General features: G+C 70.1%; 28 protein-coding genes and 1 pseudogene. 13 read left to right on the top strand and 16 right to left on the bottom strand.

The window, feature by feature from the left end:
- Window positions 1-102: 102 nt before the first annotated feature.
- From K4S16_RS38265 to K4S16_RS38225, 9 genes and pseudogenes are all read right to left on the bottom strand, one after another.
- Window positions 103-747: pseudogene (locus K4S16_RS38265) on the bottom strand (ABC transporter substrate-binding protein); the annotation flags it as partial.
- Window positions 744-1886, bottom strand: coding sequence for a pyridoxal phosphate-dependent aminotransferase (locus tag K4S16_RS38260; RefSeq protein ID WP_149263979.1), 1143 nt, complete (start codon window positions 1884-1886; stop codon window positions 744-746). The pseudogene K4S16_RS38265 and the gene K4S16_RS38260, both read right to left, overlap by 4 nt.
- Window positions 1883-2761: a carbon-nitrogen hydrolase family protein gene (locus K4S16_RS38255; RefSeq protein WP_149263978.1), complete on the bottom strand. Its 879-nt coding sequence runs from the start codon at window positions 2759-2761 to the stop codon at window positions 1883-1885. The genes K4S16_RS38260 and K4S16_RS38255 overlap by 4 nt, the downstream gene beginning before the upstream one ends.
- Before the next feature lie 13 nt (window positions 2762-2774).
- On the bottom strand, window positions 2775-3539 hold the full coding sequence (locus K4S16_RS38250) for an amino acid ABC transporter ATP-binding protein (RefSeq protein ID WP_149263977.1): 765 nt from the start codon (window positions 3537-3539) through the stop codon (window positions 2775-2777).
- A 10-nt stretch (window positions 3540-3549) separates the two neighbouring features.
- Window positions 3550-4542, bottom strand: a complete 993-nt coding sequence (locus tag K4S16_RS38245; protein ID WP_149263976.1) for an amino acid ABC transporter permease — start codon at window positions 4540-4542, stop codon at window positions 3550-3552.
- Window positions 4526-5461, bottom strand: a complete 936-nt coding sequence (locus tag K4S16_RS38240) for a transporter substrate-binding domain-containing protein (protein ID WP_149263975.1) — start codon at window positions 5459-5461, stop codon at window positions 4526-4528. The genes K4S16_RS38245 and K4S16_RS38240 overlap by 17 nt, the downstream gene beginning before the upstream one ends.
- Before the next feature lie 137 nt (window positions 5462-5598).
- Complete coding sequence (locus K4S16_RS38235; protein ID WP_375708364.1) at window positions 5599-6414, bottom strand: urea carboxylase-associated family protein; 816 nt, start codon at window positions 6412-6414, stop codon at window positions 5599-5601.
- Complete coding sequence (locus tag K4S16_RS38230) at window positions 6411-8483, bottom strand: hydantoinase/oxoprolinase family protein (RefSeq protein WP_149263974.1); 2073 nt, start codon at window positions 8481-8483, stop codon at window positions 6411-6413. Before K4S16_RS38230 ends, K4S16_RS38235 begins: the two co-directional genes overlap by 4 nt.
- Window positions 8480-10171 carry a hydantoinase B/oxoprolinase family protein gene (locus tag K4S16_RS38225; RefSeq protein ID WP_149263973.1) on the bottom strand — a complete coding sequence of 564 codons (1692 nt, stop codon included), beginning with the start codon at window positions 10169-10171 and terminating at the stop codon, window positions 8480-8482. Before K4S16_RS38225 ends, K4S16_RS38230 begins: the two co-directional genes overlap by 4 nt.
- Window positions 10172-10402: 231 nt before the next feature.
- Between K4S16_RS38225 and K4S16_RS38220 the strand changes: the two genes are divergently transcribed.
- Genes K4S16_RS38220 through K4S16_RS38210 form a run of 3 tightly spaced genes read left to right on the top strand, consistent with a single transcriptional unit; the run spans window position 10403 to window position 12994 of the window.
- On the top strand, window positions 10403-11149 hold the full coding sequence (locus tag K4S16_RS38220; RefSeq protein WP_149263972.1) for a PIG-L deacetylase family protein: 747 nt from the start codon (window positions 10403-10405) through the stop codon (window positions 11147-11149).
- Window positions 11150-11177: 28 nt separating this feature from the next.
- Window positions 11178-11912, top strand: coding sequence for a 4-carboxy-4-hydroxy-2-oxoadipate aldolase/oxaloacetate decarboxylase (locus K4S16_RS38215; protein WP_149263971.1), 735 nt, complete (start codon window positions 11178-11180; stop codon window positions 11910-11912).
- Complete coding sequence (locus tag K4S16_RS38210; RefSeq protein ID WP_235037350.1) at window positions 11909-12994, top strand: 4-oxalomesaconate tautomerase; 1086 nt, start codon at window positions 11909-11911, stop codon at window positions 12992-12994. The genes K4S16_RS38215 and K4S16_RS38210 overlap by 4 nt, the downstream gene beginning before the upstream one ends.
- A gap of 118 nt (window positions 12995-13112) precedes the next feature.
- On the opposite strand, the gene K4S16_RS38205 is transcribed toward K4S16_RS38210, so the two are convergent.
- Window positions 13113-13787, bottom strand: coding sequence for a GntR family transcriptional regulator (locus tag K4S16_RS38205; RefSeq protein WP_235037349.1), 675 nt, complete (start codon window positions 13785-13787; stop codon window positions 13113-13115).
- Window positions 13788-14004: 217 nt separating this feature from the next.
- Complete coding sequence (locus K4S16_RS38200; protein ID WP_149263970.1) at window positions 14005-14970, bottom strand: LysR family transcriptional regulator; 966 nt, start codon at window positions 14968-14970, stop codon at window positions 14005-14007.
- Window positions 14971-15078: 108 nt separating this feature from the next.
- On the opposite strand from K4S16_RS38200, the gene K4S16_RS38195 reads away from it, so the two are divergent.
- The 4 genes from K4S16_RS38195 to K4S16_RS38180 all read left to right on the top strand — a co-directional run bounded on the left by K4S16_RS38195 (window position 15079) and on the right by K4S16_RS38180 (window position 17908).
- Window positions 15079-15702, top strand: a complete 624-nt coding sequence (locus tag K4S16_RS38195; RefSeq protein ID WP_149263969.1) for a LysE family translocator — start codon at window positions 15079-15081, stop codon at window positions 15700-15702.
- A gap of 30 nt (window positions 15703-15732) precedes the next feature.
- Window positions 15733-16521 carry an alpha/beta fold hydrolase gene (locus tag K4S16_RS38190; protein WP_149263968.1) on the top strand — a complete coding sequence of 263 codons (789 nt, stop codon included), beginning with the start codon at window positions 15733-15735 and terminating at the stop codon, window positions 16519-16521.
- A gap of 198 nt (window positions 16522-16719) precedes the next feature.
- Entirely contained in the window at window positions 16720-17046 is a 327-nt protein-coding gene (locus K4S16_RS38185) for a hypothetical protein (protein ID WP_149263967.1), read from the top strand.
- 115 nt (window positions 17047-17161) lie between these two features.
- On the top strand, window positions 17162-17908 hold the full coding sequence (locus K4S16_RS38180) for a haloacid dehalogenase type II (protein WP_235037348.1): 747 nt from the start codon (window positions 17162-17164) through the stop codon (window positions 17906-17908).
- Window positions 17909-17946: 38 nt separating this feature from the next.
- Here K4S16_RS38180 and K4S16_RS38175 read toward each other — a convergent pair whose 3' ends face one another.
- The gene (locus tag K4S16_RS38175) at window positions 17947-18372 is read right to left on the bottom strand and encodes a hypothetical protein (RefSeq protein WP_149263965.1); all 426 of its coding nucleotides are present in this window, start codon (window positions 18370-18372) and stop codon (window positions 17947-17949) included.
- A 359-nt stretch (window positions 18373-18731) separates the two neighbouring features.
- Between K4S16_RS38175 and K4S16_RS38170 the strand changes: the two genes are divergently transcribed.
- Entirely contained in the window at window positions 18732-20465 is a 1734-nt protein-coding gene (locus K4S16_RS38170; protein ID WP_160161167.1) for an SAM-dependent methyltransferase, read from the top strand.
- 439 nt (window positions 20466-20904) lie between these two features.
- Here the strand turns inward: K4S16_RS38170 and K4S16_RS38165 are convergent, their stop codons facing one another.
- From K4S16_RS38165 to K4S16_RS44705, 3 genes are all read right to left on the bottom strand, one after another.
- Window positions 20905-21933, bottom strand: a complete 1029-nt coding sequence (locus tag K4S16_RS38165; RefSeq protein ID WP_200842351.1) for an aldehyde reductase — start codon at window positions 21931-21933, stop codon at window positions 20905-20907.
- Window positions 21934-22060: 127 nt separating this feature from the next.
- On the bottom strand, window positions 22061-22516 hold the full coding sequence (locus tag K4S16_RS38160; RefSeq protein ID WP_149263962.1) for a MerR family transcriptional regulator: 456 nt from the start codon (window positions 22514-22516) through the stop codon (window positions 22061-22063).
- A gap of 146 nt (window positions 22517-22662) precedes the next feature.
- Complete coding sequence (locus K4S16_RS44705) at window positions 22663-22836, bottom strand: hypothetical protein (protein WP_160161166.1); 174 nt, start codon at window positions 22834-22836, stop codon at window positions 22663-22665.
- A 126-nt stretch (window positions 22837-22962) separates the two neighbouring features.
- On the opposite strand from K4S16_RS44705, the gene K4S16_RS38155 reads away from it, so the two are divergent.
- The 4 genes from K4S16_RS38155 (at window position 22963) to K4S16_RS38140 (ending at window position 25196) form a co-directional block, all read left to right on the top strand.
- Window positions 22963-23187 (top strand): hypothetical protein, encoded by a 225-nt coding sequence (locus K4S16_RS38155; RefSeq protein WP_149263961.1) that lies wholly within the window; start codon window positions 22963-22965, stop codon window positions 23185-23187.
- 443 nt (window positions 23188-23630) lie between these two features.
- Window positions 23631-24470 (top strand): helix-turn-helix transcriptional regulator, encoded by an 840-nt coding sequence (locus K4S16_RS38150; protein ID WP_235037347.1) that lies wholly within the window; start codon window positions 23631-23633, stop codon window positions 24468-24470.
- Window positions 24467-24823 carry a DUF397 domain-containing protein gene (locus K4S16_RS46630; RefSeq protein ID WP_308800972.1) on the top strand — a complete coding sequence of 119 codons (357 nt, stop codon included), beginning with the start codon at window positions 24467-24469 and terminating at the stop codon, window positions 24821-24823. The genes K4S16_RS38150 and K4S16_RS46630 overlap by 4 nt, the downstream gene beginning before the upstream one ends.
- A 10-nt stretch (window positions 24824-24833) precedes the next feature.
- The gene (locus tag K4S16_RS38140) at window positions 24834-25196 is read left to right on the top strand and encodes a Uma2 family endonuclease (RefSeq protein ID WP_149263960.1); all 363 of its coding nucleotides are present in this window, start codon (window positions 24834-24836) and stop codon (window positions 25194-25196) included.
- A gap of 243 nt (window positions 25197-25439) precedes the next feature.
- On the opposite strand, the gene K4S16_RS38135 is transcribed toward K4S16_RS38140, so the two are convergent.
- Window positions 25440-26009, bottom strand: a complete 570-nt coding sequence (locus K4S16_RS38135; protein ID WP_235037345.1) for a TetR/AcrR family transcriptional regulator — start codon at window positions 26007-26009, stop codon at window positions 25440-25442.
- A gap of 60 nt (window positions 26010-26069) precedes the next feature.
- On the opposite strand from K4S16_RS38135, the gene K4S16_RS38130 reads away from it, so the two are divergent.
- Window positions 26070-26810, top strand: a complete 741-nt coding sequence (locus K4S16_RS38130) for an SDR family oxidoreductase (RefSeq protein ID WP_149263958.1) — start codon at window positions 26070-26072, stop codon at window positions 26808-26810.

The raw sequence follows: 26810 nt of genomic DNA, 5'->3' as shown, positions 1-26810 counted from the left end.
GGGCAACAGGCCCTCGCCGAACCGATGCGCCCCCTCATCGGCCGCCTCGCGCGGGTTCCGCCGCACCCACGCGTCCGACTCCTGCAGCGCCGAGACGATCGCGGCGGGCTCGTCGCGGCGCCCCGTGGCGAACGCGCGGCTGGTGAACCAGAGCGAACGGTGGCTGAACAGGCCGTCGGTCTCGATGACCGTGCGGACCGGCACGCGCCGCTCCACGTCGGTCAGGTACGGGTACGAGCCGACCCAGGCGTCGACCTCGCCGTTCAGGAACAGCTCGGCGGCGTTGCCGTAGGCGTCCACCGGCTCGATGTCGCTCCAGCTGAGCCCGGCCTTCTCCAGCGCGAGGAGGAGCCGGGTGGTCTGCCAGGAGCCGTGGCCGAGCGCGACCCTGCGCCCCTTGAGGTCGGCGGCCGCGGCGACGGGGGAGTCCTCGCGGACGACGAGCCGCCCGTTCTCGATCCGCGGCCCGGACACCGCGACGTACACCACGTCGTGCCCCCTGGCCTGCGCGGTGACCGGTGGCGTGGACCCGGTGCCGATGAAGTCGTAGCCGCCGTCGAACAGGTGGTCGCCGTGCGCGGACGGCAGGCCGCGGGCGGGGTCGGGCCGCTCGCCTGCGGGCAGCGAGCACGCCCGCGAGGATGAAGGCGTCCACGCCGAGGTCGATGAGCTCGTCGAGCCGTCCGCCGCCACTGAAAGCCCCGCGGGCTGAGCGCGGCCGGGGGCACTGCCACGCCTCCGGATCATGGCGCCGCCGTGTCCTCGAACATGTCGCGCAGGGCGAGGAGCCCCTTGGTCAGGGTCTCCCGGTCCGTGGCGAACGAGAGGCGGACGGAGCCTTCGCCGCCGAACTCGCTTCCCGGGCGGACCGCCACACCCCTCTCGCGGGCGGCCGCGGCCACCTGCACCGACGTCAGCCGCGGGCTGTGGGCGACGAACGCGTAGAACGTGCCGTCGGGAGCCCGCAGCCGGGTGCCGGGCACGTCACCGAGCAGCCGCATCACCAGCTCGCGCCGCCCCCGGTACTCGTCGAGCATCCGCCGGACGGGCTCCTGGGGCCCGGTGAGCGCAGCCAGCGCGGCATGCTGCACCGCGGTGTTGAGGGGACCGGCCATACGGGTGTGGACCACCGCCGCCGCGGCGACCACCTCGGGCGGCGCGAGCAGGTATCCGACGCGCCAGCCCGTCATCGCGTACGTCTTGGAGAACGTCTGGACGTACAGCACCCGCTCGGCGAGGCCGGGGATGTCCAGGACGGAGGTGAAGCGCCGGGGGTCGTAGACGATCTGGTCGTACGCCTCGTCGGCCATGACCAGCAGACCGTGCTGCTCGGCGATGTCCCTCAACCGGGTCAGTTCCTCCGCCGAGTAGACGACGCCGGTCGGGTTGCACGGGTTGCAGACCACGACCATGCGGGCGCCGGGAGCGGCCGCGGCGACCGCGTCCAGGTCCAGGTGCAGGTCGTCCTGCTGCGGCACGAGGACGGGCTCGCCTCCCGCCATCCGCACCAGGTCGGCGTAGAGGGAGTAGGTCGGGACGGGGATGACGACCCGGTCGCCCGGGTCGACGCAGGAGAGGATCGCCGCGGCCAGGGCGCCGCTGCCGCCGTGGGTGACGAGGACCTGGCCGGCCGCCCGCGCGGGCCGTCCGGAGCCCCCGGCGTGTGCGGCCAGGGCCTCCCGAAGGTCCGGGGCGCCGTTCCAGGCCGCGTAGTGGGTGGCGCCGGCTTCGACGGCGTCGGCGTGCGCCCTGCGGATGTGCTCCGGGGTCGCGAAGTCCGGCTCGCCGGACGCGAGTGAGATCATGCCCGCCGGGGGGCGGGTGGAGGGCCGCAGCGAGTGCCGGAGGACCCGCTGCACGCGGTCCGATGGGGTGAAGGCGGTCACGGGCGCTCCTGCCGGCTCGTCGTTGTCGTTTCCGGTGCGATGGGGGTGAGGTCGCCGTAGACGTCGGGCCGCCGTTCGCGGGCGACGTCCACGACGCGACGGGCATCGGCCAGAGGCCGGCGGTGGAGGCGGGCGCGGACGACGGGGTCCCGCTCACCGTGGGCGGCGCTGAGGATCTGACCGGTGGGCCCGGCGATCACGCTGCGGCCGGCGAAGTCCGCGCCGTACTCGCTGCCCAGGCGGTTGGCGAGGACGTAGTACGCGGCGTTCTCCCACGCGCGTGTCACCGTGCGGTGGGTGAGGATGTCGGCCGGGACCCCCGGGTCGGGGGCGTAGGCGAAGACGCAGATCAGGATCTCGGCGCCGGCCACCACCTGCTGGCGGGTGGCTTCGGGGAAGCGCGAGTCGTGGCAGACGGACAGCCCGATCCGGCCCAGGCCGGTGTCCAGGACGCCGAAGCGGCGCCCGGTACCGAAGTACCCCGGCTCCTGGTCCCATAGATGCACCTTGCGGTGCGCGCCTATGGTCTCGCCGTCCGGGCCGATGAGCAGGAGCGTGTTGAACAGCTCTTCGTCCTCCCCGCGCTCGGCGAGGCCGACGACGATGTGGGTCCCGGTCTCGCGGGCGACGCGGCCGAGCGTCTCGGTCGTGCGGCCGGGAATGGTGTCGCTTGCGGAGGCCAGCCGGCGCCGGAAGTCGTCGCTGTAGGCCGGCGGGAGGTAGCCGGTGGTGGCGAGCTCGGGGAAGACGACGAGGTCGGCGGGGTTGCCGGCCGCCTCCGCCCGTACGGCTTCGGCCATGGCTTCGAGGTTGCCCGCCAGGTCGAGCGGGCGCGGTTCGAACTGGACGATCGCGACGTCGACGTGGTCCTTCATTCCGTGCCGCCCCTCACAGGATCGTGGAGAGGAACCCGCGGGTCCTCTCGTGCCGGGGGGCGGCGATCACGTCGCGGGCGGGGCCGACCTCGATGACGCGGCCTTCGTCCATGAAGACGAGGCTGTCGCCGGCCTCGCGGGCGAACCCGGTCTCGTGGGTGACGACGATCATCGTCATGCCGGTGCGGGCGAGGTCGCGGATCACCGCGAGCACCTCGCCGACGAGTTCGGGGTCCAGCGCGGAGGTCGGCTCGTCGAACAGCATCACCTTGGGGTCCATCGCGAGGGCGCGCGCGATCGCCACGCGCTGCTGCTGTCCTCCGGAGAGCTGCCGGGGATAGCTGCCTGCCTTGCCGGCGAGCCCCACGTCGGCGAGGAGCTTCCTCCCGGTGGCCTCCGCGTCGGCAGGCTTGACCCCCTTCACGCGGATCTGGGCGGCGGTGACGTTCTCCAGCACGGTCATGTGCGGGAAGAGGTTGAAGTGCTGGAAGACCATGCCGATCTGGGACCGCTGGCGGCAGGTCTCCCTGCCGCCCAGCTGCTGGAGGCGCCCTCTCGTGTTCCGGTAGCCGACGAGGTCCCCGTCGAGGTAGATGCGTCCGGCGTCGATCGTCTCCAGGTTGTGGATGCAGCGCAGGAAGGTGCTCTTCCCGGAGCCGGACGGCCCCATCACGCAGACCGTCTCGCCCCGCTCCACCGTCAGCGAGACCCCGTTGAGGACCGGCGTGGCACCGTAGGACTTGTGCACGTTGTCGGCGCGCACCATCGGTTGCTCCATGGCGGCCCTCCTAGAGCCTTCGCAGAATGGGCATGCGCCGCTTGAGGACGGCGAAGCGGTCGGCGCCGTCGTCGAGGTGACCGCGCGAGAAGTACCGCTCCACGTAGCGCTGGCCGATCGAGAGGACGGTCACGAGGACGAGGTACCAGATCGAGGCGACGATGAGCAGGGGGATCGTGCCGAAGGTGCGGTTGTAGATGGTCTGGGCGGAGTGCAGGAGTTCGGGCACCGCGATGACGCTCGCCAGGGCCGAGTACTTGAGCATGGCGATGATCTGGTTGCCGGTGGGCGGGACTATCGCCCGCATCGCCTGCGGGAGCACGATGCGCCGGACGACCTGGACGGGGGTGAAGCCGAGGGCCTTGGCGGCGACGGTCTGCCCCCGGTCGACCGAGAGGATGCCCGCGCGGACGATCTCGGCGTAGTACGCCGCCTCGTTGAGGCTCAACCCGATCACGGCCGCGGTGAAGGACGTCATCACGCGGTTGCTGTCGACGGATGCGAACTCCGGTCCGCCGAACGGGATCCCGAGCTTGAAGTGCGGGTAGAGCGTCGCGATGTTGTACCAGAAGATCAGCTGGACCAGGACGGGCGTCCCCCGGAAGAACCAGACGTAGGCGCTCGAGGCGAGGTAGGCGGCCGAGTTGTTCGACAGGCGCATGACGCCGAGGACGATCCCCAGCGCGATGGCGATGAGCATCGACAGGGCGACGAGCTGAGCCGTGACGGCGGTGCCCTTGAGGATCTCCGGAGCGAAGAGGTACTGGCCGACGACGTCCCACTGGAACCCGGGATTGGTGATCAGGGCGTGTGCCAGCCACACCGTCGCGAACGCCAGGAGGAGCCACGCGATCCAGTTGCCCGGCTCCCGGGCGCGGCCGGCCTCGATCGGGGTCGCCTCGCCCGGGTCGGGGTGCCGGACGACCTCGTGGGCGCGCGGGCGACCCGGCCGCCGGCCGCCGTCGGAGACGAGCGGCCTCCCGCCGTCAGGATCCTGTTTCATTGCGGATCTCGCTCGTCTTGAGGGCCTGGTCGGTGACCTTCCACTTCTCGAGGATCTTCTGGTACGTGCCGTCGTTCATCAGGGACAGCAGCGCTGCCTGGACGGCCCTCCCGACCTCGGGATGCTTCTTGGAGTAGGCGATTCCCGAGAGGGTGCGCGAGCCGGGAATCGTCTCCTTGCCCATGACCAGGCCGTTGTTCGAGGTGGCCGCCACGTACTCGCCCACAGCGCGGTTGGTGAGGAAGACGCCGCGTTTGTTGCCGACGGCGAGAATCGTGGCCGCGCTCTTGTCGAAGACGTGGATCGTCATCTCGGGCTTGCCCTTGGCGACGCATTCCTTCTCGGAATACTGCCGGGTGAAGTCGAGCGGCCCGGTTCCCTGGGTGCCCACGAACGTCTTGCCGCACATGCTCTCGGGGGTGACCTTGGGGGAGTAGTCCTTGTGCTGGATGATGCCCAGGGTGTTCTGGATGTAGTCGACGAAGTTCACCGCCCGCAGCCGTTCGGGAGTGGTGACGAGCTGGCTGACCGCGACGTCGTAGCGGCCGTTCTGCACGCTGGGGATGATGGTGTCGGCGCCCAGGTCGGCGATGGTGGTCTTCAGCCCGAGCTTCCTGCCGATCGCCTGGATCATGAGGACGTCGATGCCCGTGGTCTTCCCGCTGTCGTCCTTGTAGGAGAACGGCGGCCAGTCGAGTTCGCTCGCCACGTCCAGGGTGCCGGACTTCCTCATCTCCTCCGTCAGTTCGGCCTGTGCCTTCTTGTCGACGGCTATCGCGTCGATGTCGATGGCCGCCCCGGTGTCGCGGTCGCTGGTGTCGGCGGTGGAGGTGACACCGCAGCCCGCGAGGGCCACCGCTGCTGAGACGGCCAGGAGCAGCGCGCGGTCACGTCGTCGAGGGTGTTGCAGTACGTTCATGGGGTCCTCGTTTCCCACGTCTCTGCTGCACGGAGTGCACTGTCGTGTATGCGGAGTTTCGAGCGGGTCTTCTCGGGCGGCCGGCGGCCGAGGCGTCGGCCGGCGGGTGACGCCCCGGCGGCTCGGGTGGTGTCGTGTCAGCGGCGGCCGTAGGCGGAGGGCTCGGGCATGGTCCAGCCGTCCAGCAGGGACGGGTCCAGGTCGAAGATCTCGATGTGCAGCGGGCGGCAGTGCTCGGCGGTGTCCTTCGCGGCCGGTCCCCACCGCGGTTGGGAGAGGTCGCCGCCGCGGCAGTTCGACAGCGCGCACAGCAGGGGGATCTCGGCCAGGAACTCGATGTGGTCGCCGGCCTTCGCGGGGGACGCCGCGGTGTAGTACTTGCCGTCGACGAGTCCCGTGAGCTGGAAGACGTTCAGAACGTCGTGCACGTCCATCTCGTCCAGCCCGAACGGCGCGACGGCGGAGACGAGGTTCGTGTGGCAGTGGTCGTCCACGTCCTCGCCGGTCAGCAGCTTCTTCATGTGCGGATCGCAGCGCGAGCCGAGCAGGTCGTGGCAGCCGCCGCCGTACTCGTCGACGCCGTAGGCGACGCTGTCGCCGGTGATCGTCAGCATCGGCCGCAGGTAGGGCAGGCAGGACCAGAGGCGGTCGCCGGTCGTGACGTGGGTCCCCTGGATCTGGCGGGTGCGGGCGGCCCAGAACCGCTCGCGCGGGTTCTCGGCGTTCCAGAAGTTGAAGTCGCCGACCTGCGGACCTTCCGGCGTCGACACCCGGCAGACCTGGCCCGCCTCGACGCGCCACGCCTTCCCCGTGCGGATGGGGAGGGTGAACTCCTCGACGAGGGTGCGGCCGCCGGTCGCCTCCCCGATCGCCTCGTACATCCCGGTGTCGGTGTACTTCTTCGGCAGGATGCCGGCCGGGTAGATCGGCTCGGGCCGCTGGGAGGCGGTCATCGGCTCTCTCCGTGTCCGCTGGTGATGGTCATGACGAGATTGCCCATGTCGTCGACCCGGACGGATCCGGCGGGGCCGACGACGACCGTCGACTCGGTCTCCTCGATGAGCGCGGGCCCGCTGATGGCCGTGCCCGGGGCGAGACCGGCGCGGCGGTACACCGGTGTGTCCGTGTAGCCGCCGACTTCCGTGAAGTACGCGGGGCGGGCGCCGGCGGGGGCCGCGGAGTGCGCGGCGTCGCCGGCGGCGAGTTCCACGGTCTTCACGACAGGGGACGAGAGCGCGCGCAGCCGCCAGGAGATGACCTGCGCGGGCATGCCGTGCAGGACCCGGTCGAACCGTGTGCGGTACTCGGTCTCGAAGGCTTCGACGAGGCCCGCCGTGTCGTGGTCGCGGAGGACGTCGAGCGGCAGCGGCACCGTCAGCTCGTATCCCTGGCCCACGTACCGCATGTCGGCCGCGGCCTCGAGCCGCACGTCCCCGGGCTTGACGTCCGCCTCTTCGAGCTGTGCGCGTGCCTGGCCCTCCAGGTCCTTCAGGACGGCGTCCACGGCGTCCCAGTCCGGCTCGTCGAGGGGGACGACCAGCGACGTCGTGCATTCGACGGCACGGGGCGCCACCAGCATGCCGATCGCGGACGCGACGCCGGCCCCGCGCGGGAAGACGACCTCGCCGATGTGGAGGAGGCGGGCGACGTCGTAGGCGTGGACCGGTCCGGCGCCGCCGAAGGCGACCATCCGGTAGCGGCGCGGGTCGCGGCCCTGCTCGGAGATGTAGAGGCGGGCCGCGGTCGCCATGGCGTTGTTGACGACGTCGGCGATGCCGGCGGCCGCGGTGCGCCTGTCGGTGTGCAGGCGGGTGGCCAGGGCGTCGAGGGCCTGGCCCGCGGCGGCGGTGTCCAGGGTCATGGCGCCGCCGAGGAAACTGTCGGGTGCCAGGTAGCCCAGCTCCAGGTCCGCGTCGGTGACGGTGGGATCGGTGCCGCCCTTTCCGTAGCAGGCGGGGCCGGGCACGGCGCCGGAGCTGCGGGGGCCGACCTTGAGCAGGCCGAGGTCGTCGACCCAGGCGATGCTGCCGCCGCCCGCGCCGATCTCGATGAGGTCGACGGTCGGCACCCGGACGGGGAACCCGCTGCCCCGCTTGAAGCGGTGGGCGCGGGCCACCTCCATCAGGTGGGTGCGCGCCGGGACGCCGTCGTGGACCAGGGAGACCTTCGCGGTCGTGCCGCCCATGTCGAACGCCACGACGTCCTTGAATCCGCAGGTCGTCGCCATGTGGGCCGCGGCCATGGCGCCTGCGGCCGGGCCGGACTCGACCAGGGCGATCGGACGCTCGGAGGCGGCGCGGGCCGTGGTGATGCCGCCGTCGGACAGCATGATCATCGGCGGGGTGCCGAGCCGGTCGGCGAGCCGCCGCAGGTAGCCGGTGGCCAGGGGCTGCACGAAGGCGTTGGCGGCCGCGGTCGAGAACCGCTCGTACTCCCGGATCTCGGGCGCGACCTCGGAGGATGCGCAGACCGTGAGGCCGGGGAACGCCTCCCGCAGGATCTCGACCGCGCGCCTCTCGTGCACGCCGTTGCGGTAGGAGTTGATGAACCCGACGGCGACCGCCCGCACGCCCTGGCCGACGAGCCGGCGGCCGGCTTCGCGCACCGCGTCCTCGTCGAGCGGTTCGACCTCGGAGCCGTCGGCCCCGATCCGCTCGGCCACCGTCAGCCTCAGGTGCCGGGGCACCAGGGCCTCGGCGCGGCGGAGGAAGAGGTCGAAGGTGTCGTAGCGCAGTTCGTTGGCGATCTCGAGGACGTCGCGCCACCCGGCGGTGGTGATCAGCCCGGTCGGTGCGCCGCGGCGCTCGATCAGCGCGTTGGTGACGAGGGTGGTGCCGTGGACGACGAGCGGGGACCCTCCGAGGGCGTCCAGGCCGTCGATGATGGCCTGGGTGGGGTCGTCCGGCGTCGTGGGGAGCTTGTGCACCTCCACCACGCCGCGGACGGGGTCGTGGACGGCGACGTCGGTGAAGGTCCCGCCGACGTCGACACCGGCGATCCTGGGCGCCTGGCTGTCGTTCATAGTCCGTACACCTCTCGGGCCGCGGCCTCCGAGACGAGCCCGGCGTGGACGTCGGCCCGGACCGCGTCGCGGTCGCGCTCGGCGGGGTCGCCGTAGCCGCCGCCGCCCGGATAGTTGATATTGATGCGGTCTCCGGGGCGGATGCGGCTCCGTCCCTTGAGGGGGAAGCCGTCGGCGCGGCCGTTGACCGTCACCCGGGAGGCCGCGCCCGCGTGGCCGCCGAGGATGCCTTCGGGGCGGTTGCGGACGTGTTCCACGAAGAGGGACAGCGTGCACTCGCCGGGGGCGAGCAGCTCGATCTCGACGTTCTGCCCGAGCCCGCCGCGGTACTTCCCCGCTCCGCCCGAGTCGGGGAGGAGCTCCTTGCGCCGGATCCGCAGCGGGGCGGTGGCTTCGAGGGCCTCCATGGAGCCGGCCTCGATGTTCGAGGGGAAGCACGTCGTCGACAGGCCGTCGGCGACCGGGCGGGCCCCCATGCCGCCGTTGATGAACGGGATGGCGGTGAACTGCCGGCCGTGCTCGTCGCAGGGGCCTGAGATCACGGCGCGCAGCGACGGCGCGCTGCCCGATTCGGCGATGACCCGGTCGGGGATGACGGGTGCCAGGGCCTTGTAGAGGGTGATGGCCAGGCAGTGGCCGACGAGTTGGCGGGCGTTGACCGGTGCGGGGTAGCGCGGGTTGAGGATCGAGCCCTCGGGGGCCGAGACGGTGATGCAGCGGTAGGAGCCTTCGGCGCGCGGGGTGTGCGGGTCCAGCACGCATTTGAGGGGATAGCAGGTGTACGCGTCGGTGTAGGGCTTGACCACGTTGAGCGCTCGCGTCACCTCGGGTGAGGTGCCGGTGTAGTCGACCGTCATGCCGTCGCCTTGGACGGTGACGGTGACCTCCAGATGGACGGGCTCCCCGTCCATCGTCCCGTCGAGGTCGTGGCCGGCGCGGTAGGTCCCGTCGGGGATCGCGGAGACGGCCCGGCGCATCGACCGCTCGGAGAGCCGGCAGATCTCGCCGGAGATCTCGTCGAGGGAGTCGATGCCGGTCTCGTCGGCGAACTCGACCAGGCGCTGGGCGGCGGTGCGGCCGGCCGTGACCTGGGCCATGAGGTCCCCCACGACCTCGACGGGCATGCGCAGGTTCGCCCGCAGGATCCTCAGCAGGGTCTCGTTGAGTTCGCCCTGCTCGATGAGCAGCATCGGCGGGATGAACATGCCCTCCTCGTAGACCGAGCGGGTGTCGGCGGACCAGAGGGCGCCGCTGATGTCGGCCATGTGGGCGATGCTGCCGGTCCAGCCGAGGAGGCGGCCCTCCCGGAAGACCGGGGCGATGACCGTCACGTCGGGGAGGTGGCCGGAGGTGATCCAGGGGTTGTTCGTGCAGGCGACGTCGCCGGGCCGCCACTGGTCGGCGGGACGCCAGGCGAGCATCTCCGCGAGGGTGACGCCCATCGTCATGTTGAAGCTGGGGATGCCGATGGTGTTCTCGGCGATCGCGTTGCCGCGGGCGTCGAAGACGACGCAGGCGAAGTCGTTGGATTCGGTGACGATGGGTGAGAAGGCCGTGCGCTTCAGGGTCGTCGCCGCCTCGTCGGCGATGGCGATCAACCGGCTCCAGAGGATCTCAAGGGTGATCGGGTCGATACGCGCAGAGGGCGTCAGATCCTCATCGGCGGTGCCGATGTCGACTGCGGTCATGGCCCACTCCCTCCGTTGACCTGGGTAAAGGTGGGTGCCCTATGGTTGGCGCGCCCGCATCGCGCTGTCAACTATTCTCACGAACAATTTTGTGAACCCAGATTGTTGACAATCTGGTGGGCACCTCACATGCTGAGGGCGGCCCGCCTTCTCGCGGCGCCTCCGCCGCACCCTCCGTAGCGTCCTGCCGGATCGGCGAGGGGAAGCGGCCACTCAGAGATGAGGTAGAGCATGTCCACACGTCCACCGGAGAGTTCGGCATCGCTCCTGGTCGTCAGCGCCCACGCCGGCGACTTCGTCTGGCGCGCGGGCGGCGCGATCGCGCTGGCCGCCGAGCGGGGCGAGAGGGCCACCGTGGTCTGCCTGAGCTACGGCGAGCGCGGTGAGTCCGCCCGCGCCTGGCGCGAGGGCAAGGGACTGGCGGAGATCAAGGAGATCCGCCGGGCCGAGGCCGAGAACGCGGCACGGGCCCTCGGGGCGGAGGTCGTCTTCCTCGACGCCGGCGACTACCCCTTGCGGGAGACCCCCGAACTCGTCGACCGCCTCGTCCGCGTCTACCGCGACGTTGCCCCGAGCGTCGTCCTGACCCACACGCTCGCCGACCCTTACAACGGCGACCACCCGGCCGCCGCGCGCATGGCCCTGCAGGCGCGCGTGCTGGCTCAGGCGATCGGTTACGACGCACCGGGGGAGCCGCTCGGTGCGCCACCGGTGTTCTGCTTCGAACCGCACCAGCCGGAGATGTGCGATTTCCAACCCGACGTCCTGCTCGACATCACGTCCACGTTCGAGCGCAAGCGCACCGCGATGGAGTGCCTGCCCGCCCAGCAGCACATGTGGGACTACTACACCGATCTGGCCCGGCGGCGCGGCGTGCAGCTGAAGCGGAACGCGGGGCCGAACCTCGGCCTGCCGCACGCCACGATGGGCGAGGCCTACACGCGGCTCTACCCGCAGGTCACGGGAGCGCTGGCATGAGCGGCGGCCGGATCCGGGAGGGGTCCTGATGGACAAGGTGATCGTCACCGACCCGCCGCGCGCCCCGCTGGACCGGGTCGACGCGCTCGCCGCGTACGGCGTGGCCACCGTCCACGAGGCGCTGGGCCGCCGCGGCTACGCCGGGACGGGCATCCGGCCGGTGCACCTCGGCTCGCGCATCGGCGGGACGGCCGTGACCGCGCTGTGCTGGCCCGGCGACAACCTCATGATCCACGCGGCGGTCGAGCAGTGCCGCCCCGGCGACGTCCTGGTCGTCGCGACGACCTCGCCTTGCACGGACGGTCTGTTCGGCGAGCTGTTCGCCACCGCGCTGATGGAGCGGGGGGTACGCGGGCTGGTCACCACGACCGGTGTCCGCGACGTCGACGACCTGCACCGTCTCGGCTTCCCCGTGTGGTCCGCCGCGGTCAGCGCCCAGGGGACCGTCAAGGCCACCGCCGGATCCGTCAACACACCCGTCGTCGTCGGCGGGCAGCGGATCTGCGCGGGCGACGCCGTCCTGGCGGACGACGACGGAGTGGTGTGCGTCCCACGGGCGTTGGTCGACCAGGCCCTGACGAGGTCCCGGGCCCGCGCGGAGAAGGAGGAGGCCACACGCGCCGCCTTCCGGAAGGGCGAGCTCGGCCTGGACCGGTACGGGTTGCGGGCCACGCTCGACCGGCTCGGCGTGCGCTACCTCACCGCTCAGGAGTACGAGGCTGAGCGCGCGGCCGAGGAAGGCGGGACGGGGGCGACCCCGTGACGGCGGGAACGGCGGACGGCGGTGTGCGCTGCATGCTCCTGCGCGGGGGCACGTCCAAGGGCGCGTACTTCCTCGCCGGCGACCTTCCCGGCGACCCCGCGGAACGGGACGACCTGCTGCTGCGCGTCATGGGGACGCCCGATGCCCGGCAGATCGACGGGCTGGGCGGGGCGACCTCCCTGACCAGCAAGGTCGCGGTCGTCTCGCGCTCCGCCCGCCCCGGCGTCGACGTCGACTACCTCTTCCTCCAGGTCGGCGTGGACGAGGCCGTGGTCAGCGACCGCCAGAACTGCGGCAACCTCCTGGCGGGGGTGGGCCAGTTCGCGGTGGAGCGGGGGCTCGTCCCCGCCGGCGACCCGGAGACCGTGGTGCGCGTCCGCATGGTCAACTCCGGCAGCGTGGCCCGCACGCGGTTCCCCACTCCCGGGGGCGCCGTGCAGTACGCCGGAGGCACCGCGATCGCCGGCGTCCCGGGGACGGCGGCGCCGGTGGTGCTGGAGTTCGCCGACACCGTCGGGTCGGCGACCGGGCGGCTGCTCCCCACCGGCAACGTGCGGGACGTGGTCGACGGCATTCCCGTCACCTGCGTCGACAACGGCATGCCGGTGGTCGTCGCCGCGGCCGCGTCGTTCGGCCTGAGCGGCCACGAGACCCACGGCGAACTGGCCGCCGACCAGCGGCTGCTGGAACGCGTCGACCGGCTGCGGATCCGGGCCGGTGCGCTGATGGGGCTCGGGGACGTCACCGCGTCGTCCGTACCGAAGACCACGCTCGTGGCCGAGCCGAGGGACGGCGGCATGCTCGCCACCCGGACCTTCATCCCCGTCAGTCCGCACACCGCGATCGGCGTGCTGGGCGCCATCTCCGCCGTGACCGCGGTGCGCCTCCCCGGCGCCGTCGGCCACGACCTCACCGCGTCCTGGCCGGCCGGCGGCACCCGGGTGGACGTCGAACACCCCACGGGGCACCTGGTCATCGAGGTGGACGTCGACCCGAGCGCCGATCCGCCTGCGGTGCGGCGCAGCGGCGTCGTACGGACAGCGCGCAAGCTGTTCGACGGGACGACGTTCCCCCGCGGCTGAGGATCCAGGCCGTCTCCCGTATGCGGAGGTCCGCCCGCGGAGGGGCTTGGTCGGGATCGTGCGCGCACAGTCAGCTGCCGACGAGCGCCTTTCTGCTCAAGCCCTTCCGCGGCCTCGCTCAGCCGCCGAACTGCCCCAGCGCCGGCTCGTCGCTCTCGCCGAGGGCCCTGATCACGTCGAGCACGTGGTCGCGCATGGCCGTCTCGGCGGCGTCGGCGTCCCCGGAGGCGACCGCCGCGATGATCTCCAGGTGCTGGGGCAGGGACTGCCCGGACCGCCCGGGGCGCAGGGCCAGCCGGAAACGATGCCGGACCAGTTGCGCGTGCATCCCTTCGAGCATCTCCTTCGCGACCGGCTGGGCCGCGATCTCCCGGATCTGGGTGTGCAGCCGCTCGTTCAGCTGCGAGTACTGGAGCGGATCGCCGTTCCGGACGGCCGCCTCCATGCTCGCGCCGATCGCACGCAACCGCTCGGCACCGTCCTCGGTGATGTTCTCCGCGGCCTTGCGCGCGCACAGGCCTTCCAGCACCATGCGGCACTCGTACATCGCGATCGCCTCGGCGACGGTGACCACGCGGACCCGGGCGCCGCGGTTCCTGATCCGCTCGACGAGCCTCTCCGCGGTGAGCTCCACCAGCGCCGCGCGCACGGCCGAACGCTTCACCTGGAGCAGTTCGGCGAGGTCGCCCTCCACGAGCCGCTGCCCGGGGGCCATCTCGCCGGCGAGGATCAGCGCGCGCAGACGGTCCGCCGGACTCTGGTCGTCACCGGCCGGACCGCTGCCTTGGGACACCAAGGGGACTCTCCCTCCGGATGCCCGCCGGATCTCGACGGGCGACTATATGGGCAACAATATTAGCGCCATTCCATCGGGAGCGGGGCGGTCGGGAACTCCGCACCGCGCCCCGGAAGCCACCGGGGCGCGCGGGGACGGCTCCCGGCAGCGCGACGTCGACGGTCGATCGAGGCGAGTCGGCTGCTCCAGGCCGGACGATGAGAACCGGGTCCTTTCAGGCTCCGCGCGGTGAGCGTGGTTCTTCTTGCAGGGGAGCCTCCCAGGTGGCCGTGATGTCACGGGCGACATCATGGAGGAGGTCGATGAGCATGTCCGCGAGTGGTGTGAGGCTGGCGTCGGTTCTGGTCACGGCGTAGAGCTGGCGGTAGGGCCTGGGGCGGACCAGTTCACGATGGGTGGTGCCAGGCGCATGCGTCAGGGCCAGCCGCGAGACCAGGGCCACCGCGATGCCTGTGCCGACGAGCGCTTGGGCGACGTCGTAGGACTCGGTCTCGAACCGCACGGTGGGAGTGAAGCCGGCCTCGCGGGCGGCGTCGTGGAACTGTTCGCGGGCGGCATGGCCCGCCAGGATGGACACCCACGACTCGCCGCGCAGTTGCTCTAGGTGGAGCTCGGTGTCCGCGGGCTGCCCGGTGGCCAGTGGATGGTCGTCGGGGAGGACCACGACCATCGGGTCCGACAGGAGCGGGTGGGCCCGCAGGTGCGGGGGCGGCGCGAGCGGCGTGCCCCAGGACGCGACGATGGCGACGTCCAGGCGCCCCGCGCTGATCTCGTCCGCTCCTCGTCCGGACACCACGTCGATGACGGAGACGTCGGCGTCCGGATGGCGGTGCCGCAGAGCCGTCAGGGCTGGCGGCAGCAAGTGCAGGGCGGCCGCCTGGAACGTCCCGATCCGCAGGCGGAGCGAGAGGTGGCCGAGCAGTGCGGCCAGCTCCGCTTCGGCCCTGTCCGATGCCTCCTCCACGGTTCGGCCGTGGGAGGCGAGCAGCGTGCCGGCCGCGGTGAGCGTCGCCCCGCGAGGACCGCGGATGACCAGGGGCACCTGCCAGTCGCGCTCGGCCTTGGCCACCTGCTGGGTGACCGCCGCGGGCGTGAGCCGGAGTGCGTGAGCCGCCGCCGCCAGGGAGCCGTGCCGCTCGATCAGCGCGAGAAGCCGCAGCTGCCCCGGATCCACATGCATTCACTAATGCTAACGCTGTGCCATCACTTTTAACTTCTCTTAGGGCTGCGAGGCGTGAAGCCTGGTGGTGCACCCATTGGCCGCAATCCCCGGAAGGGGTTCATTCCCATGCCCACGCATGTGCCCGTCTTCGTCGTCACCACCTTGCTGCTGGCGATGCTGCCAGGCGCGAGTCAGGCCTTGATGATCCGGCAGGTTCTGGAAGGCGGCCCCCGTACGCTCCGAGGCACGCTCGCGGGCAATGCCAGCGGCTTCCTGCTGTGGTCCACGGCCGCCGCGGCCGGGTTGTCCGCCGTCCTGCTGGCCAGCCCCACCGCGTACGCGGCGCTCCGGATCGCGGGCGGCGTCGTGCTGATGATCCTCGGGGTGAAGACGCTGCGAACGGCGCTCACCACCGACTCCACCCGTCCGCCCGACGAGGACGGGCGCAGGACCGGCTTCGCGGGCGGATATGTCACCGGTCTGGCCACCAACCTCGGCAACCCCAAGGCGGGGGTGTTCGCCATCTCGGTGCTGCCCCAGTTCGTGACCGCAGAAGGCCCGGTGCTCCTGTCGACGGTCGCCCTGGGCGCCCTGTGGGCGCTCGTCAGCGCCTCCTGGTACATGCTGCTCACCTGGGCCGTCGGCCGAGGGCGCGCCCTGGTGTCGCAGCCGACCGTCCTGCGGGGCCTCAGCGTGACCACCGGCGTCGTCCTGCTGGGGCTGGGCACCGCGGTGGCGGCAGGCCTCTGAGGGCCGACGGCACGGGAGGGAGGAAGCCGAATGACGTACGCCGTGGCACCGGACGGAACCCGCATCGCCTACCAGCTCCAGGGCCAGGGGGCACCACTGGTCCTGCTCGCGGGCCAGGCCAACGACCACCACTGGTGGGATGGGGTTCGCGGCGACTTCCATTCCGTCCGCAGCACCCTCACGCTCGACTACCGCGGTACCGGCGACAGCGACAAGCCCGACATCCCCTACAGCACCGAGCTGCTCGCCCAGGACGTCATCGCCGTCCTCGACGAACTCGGCATCGACCGGGCCGACGTCTACGGCACGTCCATGGGCGGACGGGTGGCCCAGCAGCTCGCGGCCCGCCACCCCCATCGGGTAGCCGCCCTGGTGCTCGGCTGCACCTCACCCGGCGGCCCGCACAGCGTCGAACGCGGCAACGACGTCCGCCGAGCCCTGGCGCAACCTCGGCCCGAAGCCGCGCGGCAGGCCCTGCTGGAGCTGATGTACACCCCGCGATGGCTCGCCTCCCACCCCGGCCCGCACCACACCCTCGGCGACCCCCGCATGCCTGCCCACGCCCGGCGCCGCCACCTCGTGGCCGGCAACCAGCACAACGCCTGGGAGCTCCTGCCGGACATCAGCGCCCCCACCCTGGTCGTCCACGGCAGCGACGACCTGCTCAACCCCGCCGCCAACGCACCCCTGCTCGCCGCCCGCATCCCCGGCGCCCGACTGCACCTGATCCCCAACGCCCGCCACGCCTACTTCGAAGAGTTCCGCACCCATGCGAGCCCTCTCGTCCTGGACTTCCTCACCACCACCCACAAGCCGTGAGCGCCTGGGGGGCGGCGCATCCGCGGGCCGGCCGGTCACGTGGCGTCGACCGCTCCGAAGACGGTCGCCCCCGATCGGTCAGCCTGGCCTGCGGGGCCGACGCGGGCCAGGCGTGCCCGGCGAGGGTGAGGGCTCGTGCGTGTCCGAGCGCCGCGGCCGCGGGCGCGCGGGAGCTCGCCGCCCGGCTACTCTCCGCCCATGGAGCAGGACCATCCCCTCGTTCGTGGCGTCTTCCCAGATCTCATCGCCGAGCTGACGGCCCTCCTGGAGGAGGAGGGAGAACATGAGCTGGCCGACTGCGCGCGGGATCTGCGTCTGGTCGACGAGTGCGGCTGCGGCGACGATTTCTGCCAGAGCATCCGGACGGCGGATCATCCGCGGGGCCGGCCGTACGGTCCGGGCCATCGGTGCGTGTCCCTCTCGCCCTCGAAGGGCATGCTGATCCTGGACGTCGTGGACGCCCGGATCATGTACATCGAGATACTCGATCGCCCCCCGATGCACCGCCGGAACGCACAGCCGTGACGTCCGCCCAGGCGGAGCGCGAAGTCCTGTTGCTGCTCAAGCCTGCCGCCCAGCACGGGCATGTTAGGACTGGGTGGGGGCACCAGTCGGGCGCTCCCGGGCGAGGGAGGCATCGGTGGGATTCGACGTAGGAGCGATCCGAGTGGTGGCCTGCGACATCTTCGGGACGACCGTCGACTGGCGGACGGGGGTCGCCGAGCAGGTGGCGGCGATCGCCGCGGAGCGCGGTGTCGCGTTGGACGGCGGGGCCTTCGCCGACGATTGGCGGGAGCGGTACCTGCCGTCGATGCAGCGGGTCAGCGGCGGGGAGCGGGAGTGGGTGTACCTCGACACCCTGCACCGCGAGTCGCTGGACGAGCTGCTGGAGTCGCACGGCGTCGCGGACGCCTTCGACGAGGACGCGCGGCGGCGGCTCGTCCGGGCCTGGCATCGCCTGCCCGCGTGGGACGACTCGGTGGAAGGCCTGGCCCGGCTGCGGGAGAGGTACGTGGTGGCGGCGCTGTCCAACGGCGGGTTCGCCCTGCTGACGAACCTGGTCAAGGGGGCGGGGCTGCCGTTCGACTGCATCCTGTCGGCCGAGCTCGCCCGCACGTACAAGCCCGAGCCGGAGGCGTACCTGACAGCCGTGCGGCTGCTGGACGTGGAACCGGCGGAGGTGCTGATGGTCGCCGCGCACAAGTGGGACATCGACGGCGCCAGGGGAGCCGGGCTCGCCACCGCGTTCCTGGAGCGTCCGCTGGAGAAGGGCCCCTCTCTCACCGCCGACCGTGCCGACGACGTGAAAAGCGACCTGGTCGTACGCGGATTCGACGAGCTCGCCGCTCTCCTGATGGCCGGCGGCGAGCCCGGTGCTGCGCCGTGAGTGCACCTCTTTGATCGCCTCGCGGGCGGGCTCTTCGGTCAGAAGCGGTAGCGGAGTAGGCGGCCCATGTTGCGGAGGGTCGGGACGCGGTTCATCAGCTTGAACACCGTCCGGCTGGCCTTGGAGAAGGCCGCCATCTCGGGGATGTCCAGGAAGGTCTGCTCGGCGTCGAAGCGCAGGCCGGGTGCCAGGGTCTCGATGACGTGCGGGTCGTTGATGCCGAAGCCGCCGAGTTCGGCGCCGGACGCCTTGATGGCCTTCTGGCGGGACCCGCTGCGCATGGCGAGGGAGTTCCACGCGTCGAACATCGGCACGCCCGACGGGAAGTGCGCCACCAGGCGGGTGAAGAGTTCGGCGATCTCGTCCTTGGTCAGGTACTGGACGGACAGCGCCATCGGCATGGGGTCGCAGCCGAGGTTGCGCTTCGGCGGCTCGTCGTAGATGGCGGCCGAGAGGCTGAACATCGGCAGACTGACGCCCGCCCATCTCCCAGCGCTGAGGCCCTGACGCCAATAGTAGATCTCCGTCCTCAACTCGGGCCTGGCCGTAACCGAGCAGGTCCGATCACCCTCGGAGTAGGAGGATCTCAGGCTCTTGCTTGGCCCAGTGTCCTTTCTACGGATGAGCGCCTCCCGGGACGAGCGACTTGTGCTACGTTACGCGTGCACGGGATGATGCACGTGCATCTGCACGGTCTTGGGGCAGTCCGCGAAGGCCTGGTTCTGTCCAAAGTGGATCTCGGGTGGGTGGGGCCTTGGAGGGTGGAATGGGGAGTGCACGACCACTGCGGTCTACCGACCCGCGCCACTTAGGTCGCTATGAGTTGACCGCACGGCTTGGCGAAGGCGGCCAGGGCATCGTTTACCTGGGAACCGCTGGTGATCAGCAGCACGTGGCCATCAAGGTGTTGAAGGTCTCGCCGGCCGAAGACCCGCAAGCCGGCAAGCAGTTGGCGAAGGAACTGGCTGCAGCGCAAAGGGTGGATCCATTCTGGACGGCGCGGATCATCGATGCCGAGATCAATGGCGACACGGCTTACATCGTGAGCGAGTACGTCGAGGGGCCATCTCTGCGGGAAGTGATCCAACAGCAGGGGCCACTGTCTGGAGCAGATCTGGATCGTGTTGCGATAGGCATGGCAGGCGCGCTGGTGGCGATCCACCGGGCAGCCGTGATACATCGGGACTTCAAGCCCGGCAATGTGCTGCTAGGTCCAGACGGGCTGCGTGTCATCGACTTCGGGATCGCGCGGTTGCTGGATGCGACCAGTACGTCTGTCAGCCGAATCCTGGGGACACCGGCCTTTATGGCTCCAGAGCAGATCCGTGGTGAACGTGCTGGACCGCTGAGTGATGTGTTCTCTTGGGCGTGCACCGTTGGATACGCTGCCAGTGCGCACCCTCCGTTCGGCGATGACTATATTCCGGCGATCATCAATCGCATCCTGCATGAGGAGCCTGACCTCGGGCTTCTCGATCGCCGGCTTCGTGAGGTGGTCGTGGCGTGCTTGAGCAAGGTTCCCGCGCAGAGGCCGACCGCGCACGAACTGCTCACCCGCCTCCGTGACGAGGAGAGCCTCCGTCCAACTTCGATGTGTTCGGTCGTCTCAAGTCAGCGACTGATGAGTGTGGAAGGCGACCACACCGACCACACCGATCGTGCCACGGCAACGGACGGGCGGCCCTCGGTGCCGCATGAACCTGCCGTTACCGACCTTCGCCCCCGAAACGATGTCATGCGGCCTTCCGCCTATAAGGAGAATGGGTCGGCTCCTTTTTTGAAAAATGACATCCTGGCGCCGCATGCGTCGCGCATCTATGACTATCTGCTGGGCGGCAAGGACAATCTTGCAGTCGACCGGAAGCGGGCAAAGGAAGCCATCGCGGTAGATCCACTGCTTCCCGAGGTTGTTCGGGAGAACAGAGCGTTCCTGCAGCGGGTAGTGCGATATCTCGTCACGGAATGTGGAATTGATCAATTCTTGGACATCGGCGCCGGTCTGCCGACTCAAGACAATGTTCACCAGATCGCGCAAAGTATCAATGACAAGGCCCGCGTCGTTTATGTTGATAACGACCCGATCGTTCTCTCTCATGGCAGGGCTCTGCTGGCTGACAACGACCAGACCATCATTGTCAATGCCGACCTTCGTGACGGCCGAACGATCTTGGCGAATCCAGATGTGCGGCGATTCATCGATTTCGATCGACCAGTTGGTCTTCTGCTGACCGCGATTCTGCATTTCCTGATCGACGAGAAAGAGGCGCAGGCGGTCATGCGGGAGTTGTGCGAAGCCCTCCCTTCTGGCAGTCACCTTGCCATCAGTCACGGATCAGCCGATCTGCGTCCTGACATCGTGCACCGCGTCGAAGAGATCTACAGGAGTACCGCTTCCCCCGCGGTAGCCCGCTCACATGACCAGGTGCGCAAGTTCTTCGGCGACTTCGACTTCGTGGAGCCAGGGCTGGTATGGATTCCCTGGTGGCGCCCCGAGGCAGGGCCCGGCCAGGATGCAGATCTAGTCTGGTTCCTGGGAGGCGTGGCCCGTAAATCGTAGACTCGGTTCGATGGAGATCGAATTCTCCGAGTCGCTTCACACTGACGAGGTCGCCGGTATCGCCTGCTTTTCTCAGCTCAGAGGCTCTCGCTCTCGTGGAGGGCGAGTTGTAGGGGGTGTTCGGCGGGCCGAAGAGGTCACTGGAGTCGGGGGCGCGACTCCGTCCCCCAGGTAAGCGATCGTCCACTGCGTCCCGCGTGCGGCTTCGGGGTCAGGGGTCGGCATTGTTGATGGCGTTGACCGTGCAGGCGCGGATTGCCTGGGAGCCGTAAGAACTCCTCCACCCAGGCCGGCCACAGGCCCGGGGGCGGCGGTGAGCGTGGCGAGTTGCGGGGGTGGCGCAGCAGGGTGAAGACGCCGAGCGGCAGCGTGCGGGCGGTGGTCTGGTGCCCCGCGACGACGGTATGCGGCGGGAAGCGTGGGGCGGGCGGCGGACGGGCTAGGTGTGAACGGTGTCTGGGGCTTCCACGAGGCCCAGGCGGAACAGGCTCTCGGCGGTGTCGACGAGGGTGGTGGCCGTGTCGCGCGGTTCCCAGCCGAGGACGGTCCGCGCTTTCCCGGTGTTCACGGCGGGGATCTCGCCCAGCCGACCGGCGGCCTCGCGCATCGCGGGGTCAGTGCGGGCCGCCTCGCGCACCTCGTCGGCGGTCAGTTCGCGGGACGGCACCCGGGCGGCGCGCCCGCCGAGGCGCTCGGCCAGGATGCGCGCCATCCCCAGGAAGCTGATCGCCTCGCCGGCGGAAGCGAGGAAGCGCTCGCCGGCGGCGGCGGGGGAGGTCATCGCCCGCACGTGGAGGTCCGCGACGTCCCGCACGTCGACCACGCCGAAGTACAGCGGAGGGACGGACGCCATGGTCCCCGCCAGCATCGCCTTCACCATTCCGGCGGAGGCGGACAGGCGCGGCCCGAGCACCGGGCCGAAGATTCCGGTCGGGTTGACGACCGCCAGTTCCAGGCCGTCGCCTTCCGCGGCCACGAAGTCCCACGCGGCCCGCTCCGCGATGGCCTTCGACCTGACATATGCGGAGTTGTCGTCGGCGGGGTCGGTCCAGTCGGTCTCGTCGTACGCGCGGCCGACCGCCTTGCGGCTGTAGCCGACCGCGGCGAACGACGAGGTCAGCACCACCCGCCGCACGCCGCCGTCCCGCGCGGCCCGCAGGACCCGGAGCGCGCCGTCCCGGGCGGGGACGATCACGTCGTCGTCGTGGGCTGGCCGCGCGGCGGGGAACGGTGAGGCGACGTGCAGGACGTGCGCGCACCCCGCCACCGCGGCGTCCCAGCCGCCGTCCGCCGCGAGGTCGGCCGCGACCATCTCCAGCCGTCCGTCCGGGTCGGCGCCGAACACCTCCAGCGCCGCCCGCACCTCCGCCGCGCGGTCCAGGGACCGCACCGTGGTGCGCACGCGGTAGCCGTCCCGCAGCAGGCGCCCGACGACGTGCGCTCCGACGTAGCCGGTTCCGCCGGTCACCAGGACTCGGTCTTGTGAAGTCTCGCTTGTCATTTCTTCCCCCTGTTGACGTGCGCTTTTTTTCGGAGCGGTGCCGGGCAGGCCGCATCGCCGCGGCGCGGCGCGGCCGTGCCTCGGTGGCGCCGCGTCAGCGCAGTTCGCGCATGACCGGCAGGATCGCGTCGACGGCGCGGTGCTCGGCCGCGAGGTCGGCGCGCTCCCTCGCGTCCCACAGATCGGCCTTCAGCCGCAGGTACCGCAGCCGGATCCGCATGCGCTCCAGCTCCTCGGCGACCCGGTCGGCATTGCGCTGGAACAAGTCCCGCAGCTGCGCGGCCTCCTCGTCGCCCTCAGTGAGATGCCGGAGATAGGACCGCATGTCCTGGACGCTCATGCCGGTCGCCCGCAGGCAGCCCAGCGCCTCGATCGTCCGGACCGCCGCCGGGTCGTAGCGCCGGTGGCCGCTGCTCTCGTCGCGGTCCACCGGGTCGATGAGGCCGATCTTCTCGTAGTACCGCAGCGTCGGTTCCGAGAGGCCGCTGAGCCTGGAGACCTCCTGGATCGTCAGCGGAGCGGCGTCCTCGACGTTCTGTGTCGCTGCCATGGGTCCACTCTCGGATACTTCAAGCGCTTGAAGTCAAGCCGGGACTCGTCCCGGACGATCCGGCAAGGCCGCAGCCTGCCCTAGCAAGGGGAAGCCGCGCGGCCGGGATGTGCGGGGAAGAATCCCGGCCGCGCGGCGGCTTGGGGCTACCGGCGCTTCCAAGCCTTGAGGATCTCATGGAGCAGGGAGTCCGGTTCTTCGGCGTTGACGATCGTCCACTGGGTCCCGCCGGGGACGATCGCCCACCACTCGTATGTGTAGCGGCCCCACCAGCAGACGACACCGGCGAACCGGTGCTCCAGTTCGGCGATCGTCGTCACGTGGGCAGGGTCTGGCACGGCCGGGGGAGCGGGGTGCGAAGCCCCGGTTCTCCGCGTCCGGTGCGACCGCGCGGCGCGTATGGCGGTCACGTACGGGATCAGGATGCGGGTTATCTGCCTGGCCGCATGGGTCGGGTCGGTGTGCGGGGCGAGATCCTCGCCGGTGCTGGACCTGAACCACCAGACTCCCGCCGTCGATCCCGGTACGAGCGTGATGCTCTCCCCGAACTGCGGGACTTCCCGATCGAAGACGTGGACGAGCGGGTGCGGCCCGTCATAGCGCGGGACGGCCTGCCAGCCCTGCCGGGCGACTTCTTCGGCAAGTCGGTCAAGATGGCACGTTATAGATGAAGCTGGGGCGCCGACGTTCCGTTGCTTCGGTTCGACCCATTTCATTTACCAGCTCACCCACTTAGTGGGTTGGCTGCTAGGTCGACTGGACGCCCGACTACGTTCGTGGACTAGAGCCTTGCGTAGCTCCTCTGCGCTTCCACATACAACAGTCGCGTCTATACCTTCCTTGGGGTCGTGCAGAGTGGCGACCCAGTCGCCGGCCTTTCCGTCCTGGCGTCTTGCACGCCAGATGCGATGCCCTTGGAAGTCTTCGCGGAGTTGCGCTAACGCCTGGTCAGCGGGGTTGACGGGCGTCTCCATGATCGTTGGACTTTCGTGTGTGATTTCTCTCCGTTATGGCTCTGCATCTTGCTGTGATCGGACTATCTTTGGGAAGAGCAAGAAGTCCAACGAGAGAAACCCCTCGGTGGGGCGTAAGAAAATCGCCCTGCTTTCGAATCTTGGAGATCGTCATGCCGCGCCGCCCCCGCGATCCCGGTGTTCCGTCCTCCCCGGTCGAGTACTTCGGTACGGAGCTGCGAGCCTTCAGAGAGGCTGCCGGCCTGTCTCGACCGCAACTCGCCGAAAAGCTCGGATACACCCCGCAATGGATCGGTCAGGTCGAGTCAGGTAAAAACGGACCTTCGGAGGAGTTCGCCAAGGACTGCGACACCTACTTCAAGACCAACGGGACCTTCTACCGCATCTGGGAGTGGACCCGAGACTCCGGACGCCTTGCTGTCCTGCCACCAGGCTTCCCGGACTTCATCGTGCGCGAGCGTGAGGCCGAGGTGATCCACATCTTCGAGACCATGGTCATCACTGGACTGTTCCAGACGCCCGAGTACGCGCACGAGGTCCTCAAGCTGGGCAAGACCTCCGAGGCGGCCGAGCAGCTTGTATCAGCGAGGATGGAGCGACAGGAGATCCTCGACCAGGAGGACGCGCCCCACGTCTTTGCGATCTTTGACGAAGGTGCCATCCGTCGCCCAATCGGAAACTCAGAGGTGATGAAGAGGCAACTGCAGCACCTCATCGAACTGGCGGAGTTGCCCAACGTCACGATCCAGATCGTCCCAACGGCTAAGGGGGCCTACCCGGGATTGCCGGGTGCGTTCACGATCCTGGCTTTTCAAGACGCACCAGACGCTGTGCGCGTCGAGGGGCATGTGGGCAGTCAACTCGTCGATCACCCTATGGTTGTCCGGAAGTATGGGGTACGTTTCGATTTGATCAGGGCCTCGGCGATGAGCGCTGAGGACTCCCTGGGCCTCCTCCAGACGATCTTGGAGAGTCTATGAGCGCACAGGACTCGCAGGCCATGCAAAGGTTGGCCTGGCGCCACGGTGGTGAAGCTCGAGGGCAGTGTGTTGAGGTTAAGTCGGTTCCTTCAAAGTGGCGGAAGAGCAGCTACAGCACCGATACCGGAGACCAGTGCGTCGAGCTAGCGCCTATAAAGGCGATCTCGACTGAATGGCGTAAGAGCACATGGAGCGCCGATACCGGAGGCCAATGCATCGAGGTGGCGGATCTGGCGTCCGGGGTGGCGGTGCGGGACTCCAAAGACCCGGACGGGCCGAAGCTGGTCTTCGGTGCCGCCGCGTGGGAGGTGTTCGCGGGCAAGGTCAAGGGCGGGCACCTCGACCTGACCTGAGACCGGCCAGATGAGAGACCCGATCGTCGCGCGACGGCCGGGCCCTTACGGGTATGCCACGCCGCAACCCAAGGGCGCGTTCGCGGGACGCGAGTGGCACAGCAAACCCGATGGGGTGGCGATGGTCCTGGAGGTGACGTCCGGGAGTCGGCGGGAGCGCAAGGGCGCCGAACAGGACCGCGGGCCCGAGCGGCGCGGCTACGCCGCCGCCGACATCCCGCTTTACCTGCTGATCGACCGCCTGGACGGCAAGGCCGTGATCTTCACCGAGCCGCGCGGCGACGACTACGCCCACATCCTCTCGGTCGCTCTCGGGGAGGACCTCCCCATCCCCGCCCCGCTCGAAGGCGTGCTGCGCACCCGCGATTTCTGACCCCATCGCCCCACCGGCCTGCCGCTTCATCGGCCTGCCGCCCCGCCGCACGGGCGCCCGTGGACCTGGCCGCAGCGGGAGGGACCTGCACGGAACTGGTCCCCGCCGTGATCGAGGGGGGCGGGGCCGCTCACCGGCGGGGAGTCGCCTACTCCCTCGTCCCGGGCGATGGCATGGGTCCATTGCAGGCTTCGGTGCGGGTTCCGAGCATTGGAGTGAGTACCCGCTCGCGGTGCGTCCGGTTCAGGGGCGGGGGGTGCGGAGGCCGTCTACGAGGATCGACAGCAGCCGTGGTGCTCGCGCGTCGAGTTCGGTGTCGTCCAGTCGGGACAGCCAGCTGATGAGCACGATGACGTCGCGTGCTTCGGCGTCGGCGCGGACGCTGCCGGCCGAGCGGCCCGCGGCCAGCAGTAGTTCCACCGCCTCACCGATCGGGCCGAGGCTGTGGGCGGTGAGGTCCTGCCACGTCGCCGCCTCGACGGCGGCGAATATGTCGCGCTTGACCCGGGCGTAGGCGGCCACCCGGTCGAACCATGCCGCCAGCGCGTCGAGCGGCTGGTGGGTCGCCAGCAGCCGCGGAGCCTCGGCCACCAGCTCTTCCACCTCCCGGCGGTAGACCTCGGCGAGGAGGTCCTCGCGTGTCGGGAAATGCCGGTACAGCGTGCCCTGCCCGATGCCGCAGGCCTTGGCGACCGCGTTGAGCTTCAGCTCTCCCGGCTCGTGGACGAGATCGCGGGCCGCCTGGAGGATCCGCTCCCGGTTCCGCTGCGCGTCCGCACGTCGCGATCCACGGCTCTGAGCAGAAGCGGACACGTGTCCGCTATGGTGGTCGTCGTAACCGGACATGTGTCCCATTCTAGTTGGAGGTTCGTCATGACCGTTCAAGGCAAGGTCATCGCCATCACGGGCGCCAGCAGCGGAATCGGTGAGGCGACGGCTCGCCACCTCGCCTCGCTGGGTGCGGCCGTCGTCCTCGGCGCCCGCCGCACCGAGAGGCTGGACCGGCTGGCCGCCGAGATCAAGGCCGCCGGCGGGGAGGCCGCCGCCACGCGCGTGGACGTCACCGACCCCGAGGACCTCCGGTCGCTCGTCTCCCTAGCGGTCGAGCGCTTCGGCCGGCTGGACGTCCTGGTCGGCAACGCCGGGATCAGCAAGATCAGCCCCGTCGCCGACCTGGACGTCGAGGGCTGGGCGGCGATGGTCGACGTGAACGTCAAGGGCGTCCTGCACGGGATCGCCGCGGCCCTGCCGGTGTTCCGCCGCCAGGGCGGTGGCCATCTTGTCACCGTCGTCTCCACCTCCGGCCTGAAGATCGTTCCCACCCAGGCGGTGTACGCCGGGACGAAGAACGCGGTACGCACCCTTATGGAGGGCCTGCGGCAGGAGAGCACCGACGGGGTCCTGCGGACGACGTCGATCTCCCCGGGGTACGTCCGCACCGAGTTCGTGGACAACGCCGTCGACGACCCGGCCCTGCGCGAGCAGGCCAGGCGGAACATGGCCGATCTCGGCATCGACCCCGTGGCGGTGGCCCGGGCCATCGCCTTCGTGATCGACCAGCCCGATGACGTCGAGATCGGGGACCTGACCATCCGGCCCGCTCGCCAGGGCTGA

The organism is Actinomadura sp. K4S16 (assembly GCF_008327685.1).
Taxonomy (GTDB): domain Bacteria; phylum Actinomycetota; class Actinomycetes; order Streptosporangiales; family Streptosporangiaceae; genus Spirillospora.
Note: the sequence above shows the minus strand (reverse complement) of the source record. Positions and strands in the feature narration are given on the sequence as shown.

Excerpts from the sequence above, each read along its gene's own strand:
- K4S16_RS38255 (WP_149263978.1), bottom strand. The coding sequence starts at position 2,761 with ATGAAGGACCACGTCGACGTCGCGATCGTCCAGTTCGAACCGCGCCCG.
- K4S16_RS38250 (WP_149263977.1), bottom strand. The coding sequence starts at position 3,539 with ATGGAGCAACCGATGGTGCGCGCCGACAACGTGCACAAGTCCTACGGT.
- K4S16_RS38245 (WP_149263976.1), bottom strand. The coding sequence starts at position 4,542 with ATGAAACAGGATCCTGACGGCGGGAGGCCGCTCGTCTCCGACGGCGGC.
- K4S16_RS38240 (WP_149263975.1), bottom strand. The coding sequence starts at position 5,461 with ATGAACGTACTGCAACACCCTCGACGACGTGACCGCGCGCTGCTCCTG.
- K4S16_RS38235 (WP_375708364.1), bottom strand. The coding sequence starts at position 6,414 with ATGACCGCCTCCCAGCGGCCCGAGCCGATCTACCCGGCCGGCATCCTG.
- K4S16_RS38230 (WP_149263974.1), bottom strand. The coding sequence starts at position 8,483 with ATGAACGACAGCCAGGCGCCCAGGATCGCCGGTGTCGACGTCGGCGGG.
- K4S16_RS38225 (WP_149263973.1), bottom strand. The coding sequence starts at position 10,171 with ATGACCGCAGTCGACATCGGCACCGCCGATGAGGATCTGACGCCCTCT.
- K4S16_RS38220 (WP_149263972.1), top strand. The coding sequence starts at position 10,403 with ATGTCCACACGTCCACCGGAGAGTTCGGCATCGCTCCTGGTCGTCAGC.
- K4S16_RS38215 (WP_149263971.1), top strand. The coding sequence starts at position 11,178 with ATGGACAAGGTGATCGTCACCGACCCGCCGCGCGCCCCGCTGGACCGG.
- K4S16_RS38200 (WP_149263970.1), bottom strand. The coding sequence starts at position 14,970 with ATGCATGTGGATCCGGGGCAGCTGCGGCTTCTCGCGCTGATCGAGCGG.
- K4S16_RS38195 (WP_149263969.1), top strand. The coding sequence starts at position 15,079 with ATGCCCACGCATGTGCCCGTCTTCGTCGTCACCACCTTGCTGCTGGCG.
- K4S16_RS38190 (WP_149263968.1), top strand. The coding sequence starts at position 15,733 with ATGACGTACGCCGTGGCACCGGACGGAACCCGCATCGCCTACCAGCTC.
- K4S16_RS38185 (WP_149263967.1), top strand. The coding sequence starts at position 16,720 with ATGGAGCAGGACCATCCCCTCGTTCGTGGCGTCTTCCCAGATCTCATC.
- K4S16_RS38175 (WP_149263965.1), bottom strand. The coding sequence starts at position 18,372 with ATGTTCAGCCTCTCGGCCGCCATCTACGACGAGCCGCCGAAGCGCAAC.
- K4S16_RS38160 (WP_149263962.1), bottom strand. The coding sequence starts at position 22,516 with ATGGCAGCGACACAGAACGTCGAGGACGCCGCTCCGCTGACGATCCAG.
- K4S16_RS38155 (WP_149263961.1), top strand. The coding sequence starts at position 22,963 with ATGGGTCGGGTCGGTGTGCGGGGCGAGATCCTCGCCGGTGCTGGACCT.
- K4S16_RS46630 (WP_308800972.1), top strand. The coding sequence starts at position 24,467 with ATGAGCGCACAGGACTCGCAGGCCATGCAAAGGTTGGCCTGGCGCCAC.
- K4S16_RS38140 (WP_149263960.1), top strand. The coding sequence starts at position 24,834 with ATGAGAGACCCGATCGTCGCGCGACGGCCGGGCCCTTACGGGTATGCC.
- K4S16_RS38130 (WP_149263958.1), top strand. The coding sequence starts at position 26,070 with ATGACCGTTCAAGGCAAGGTCATCGCCATCACGGGCGCCAGCAGCGGA.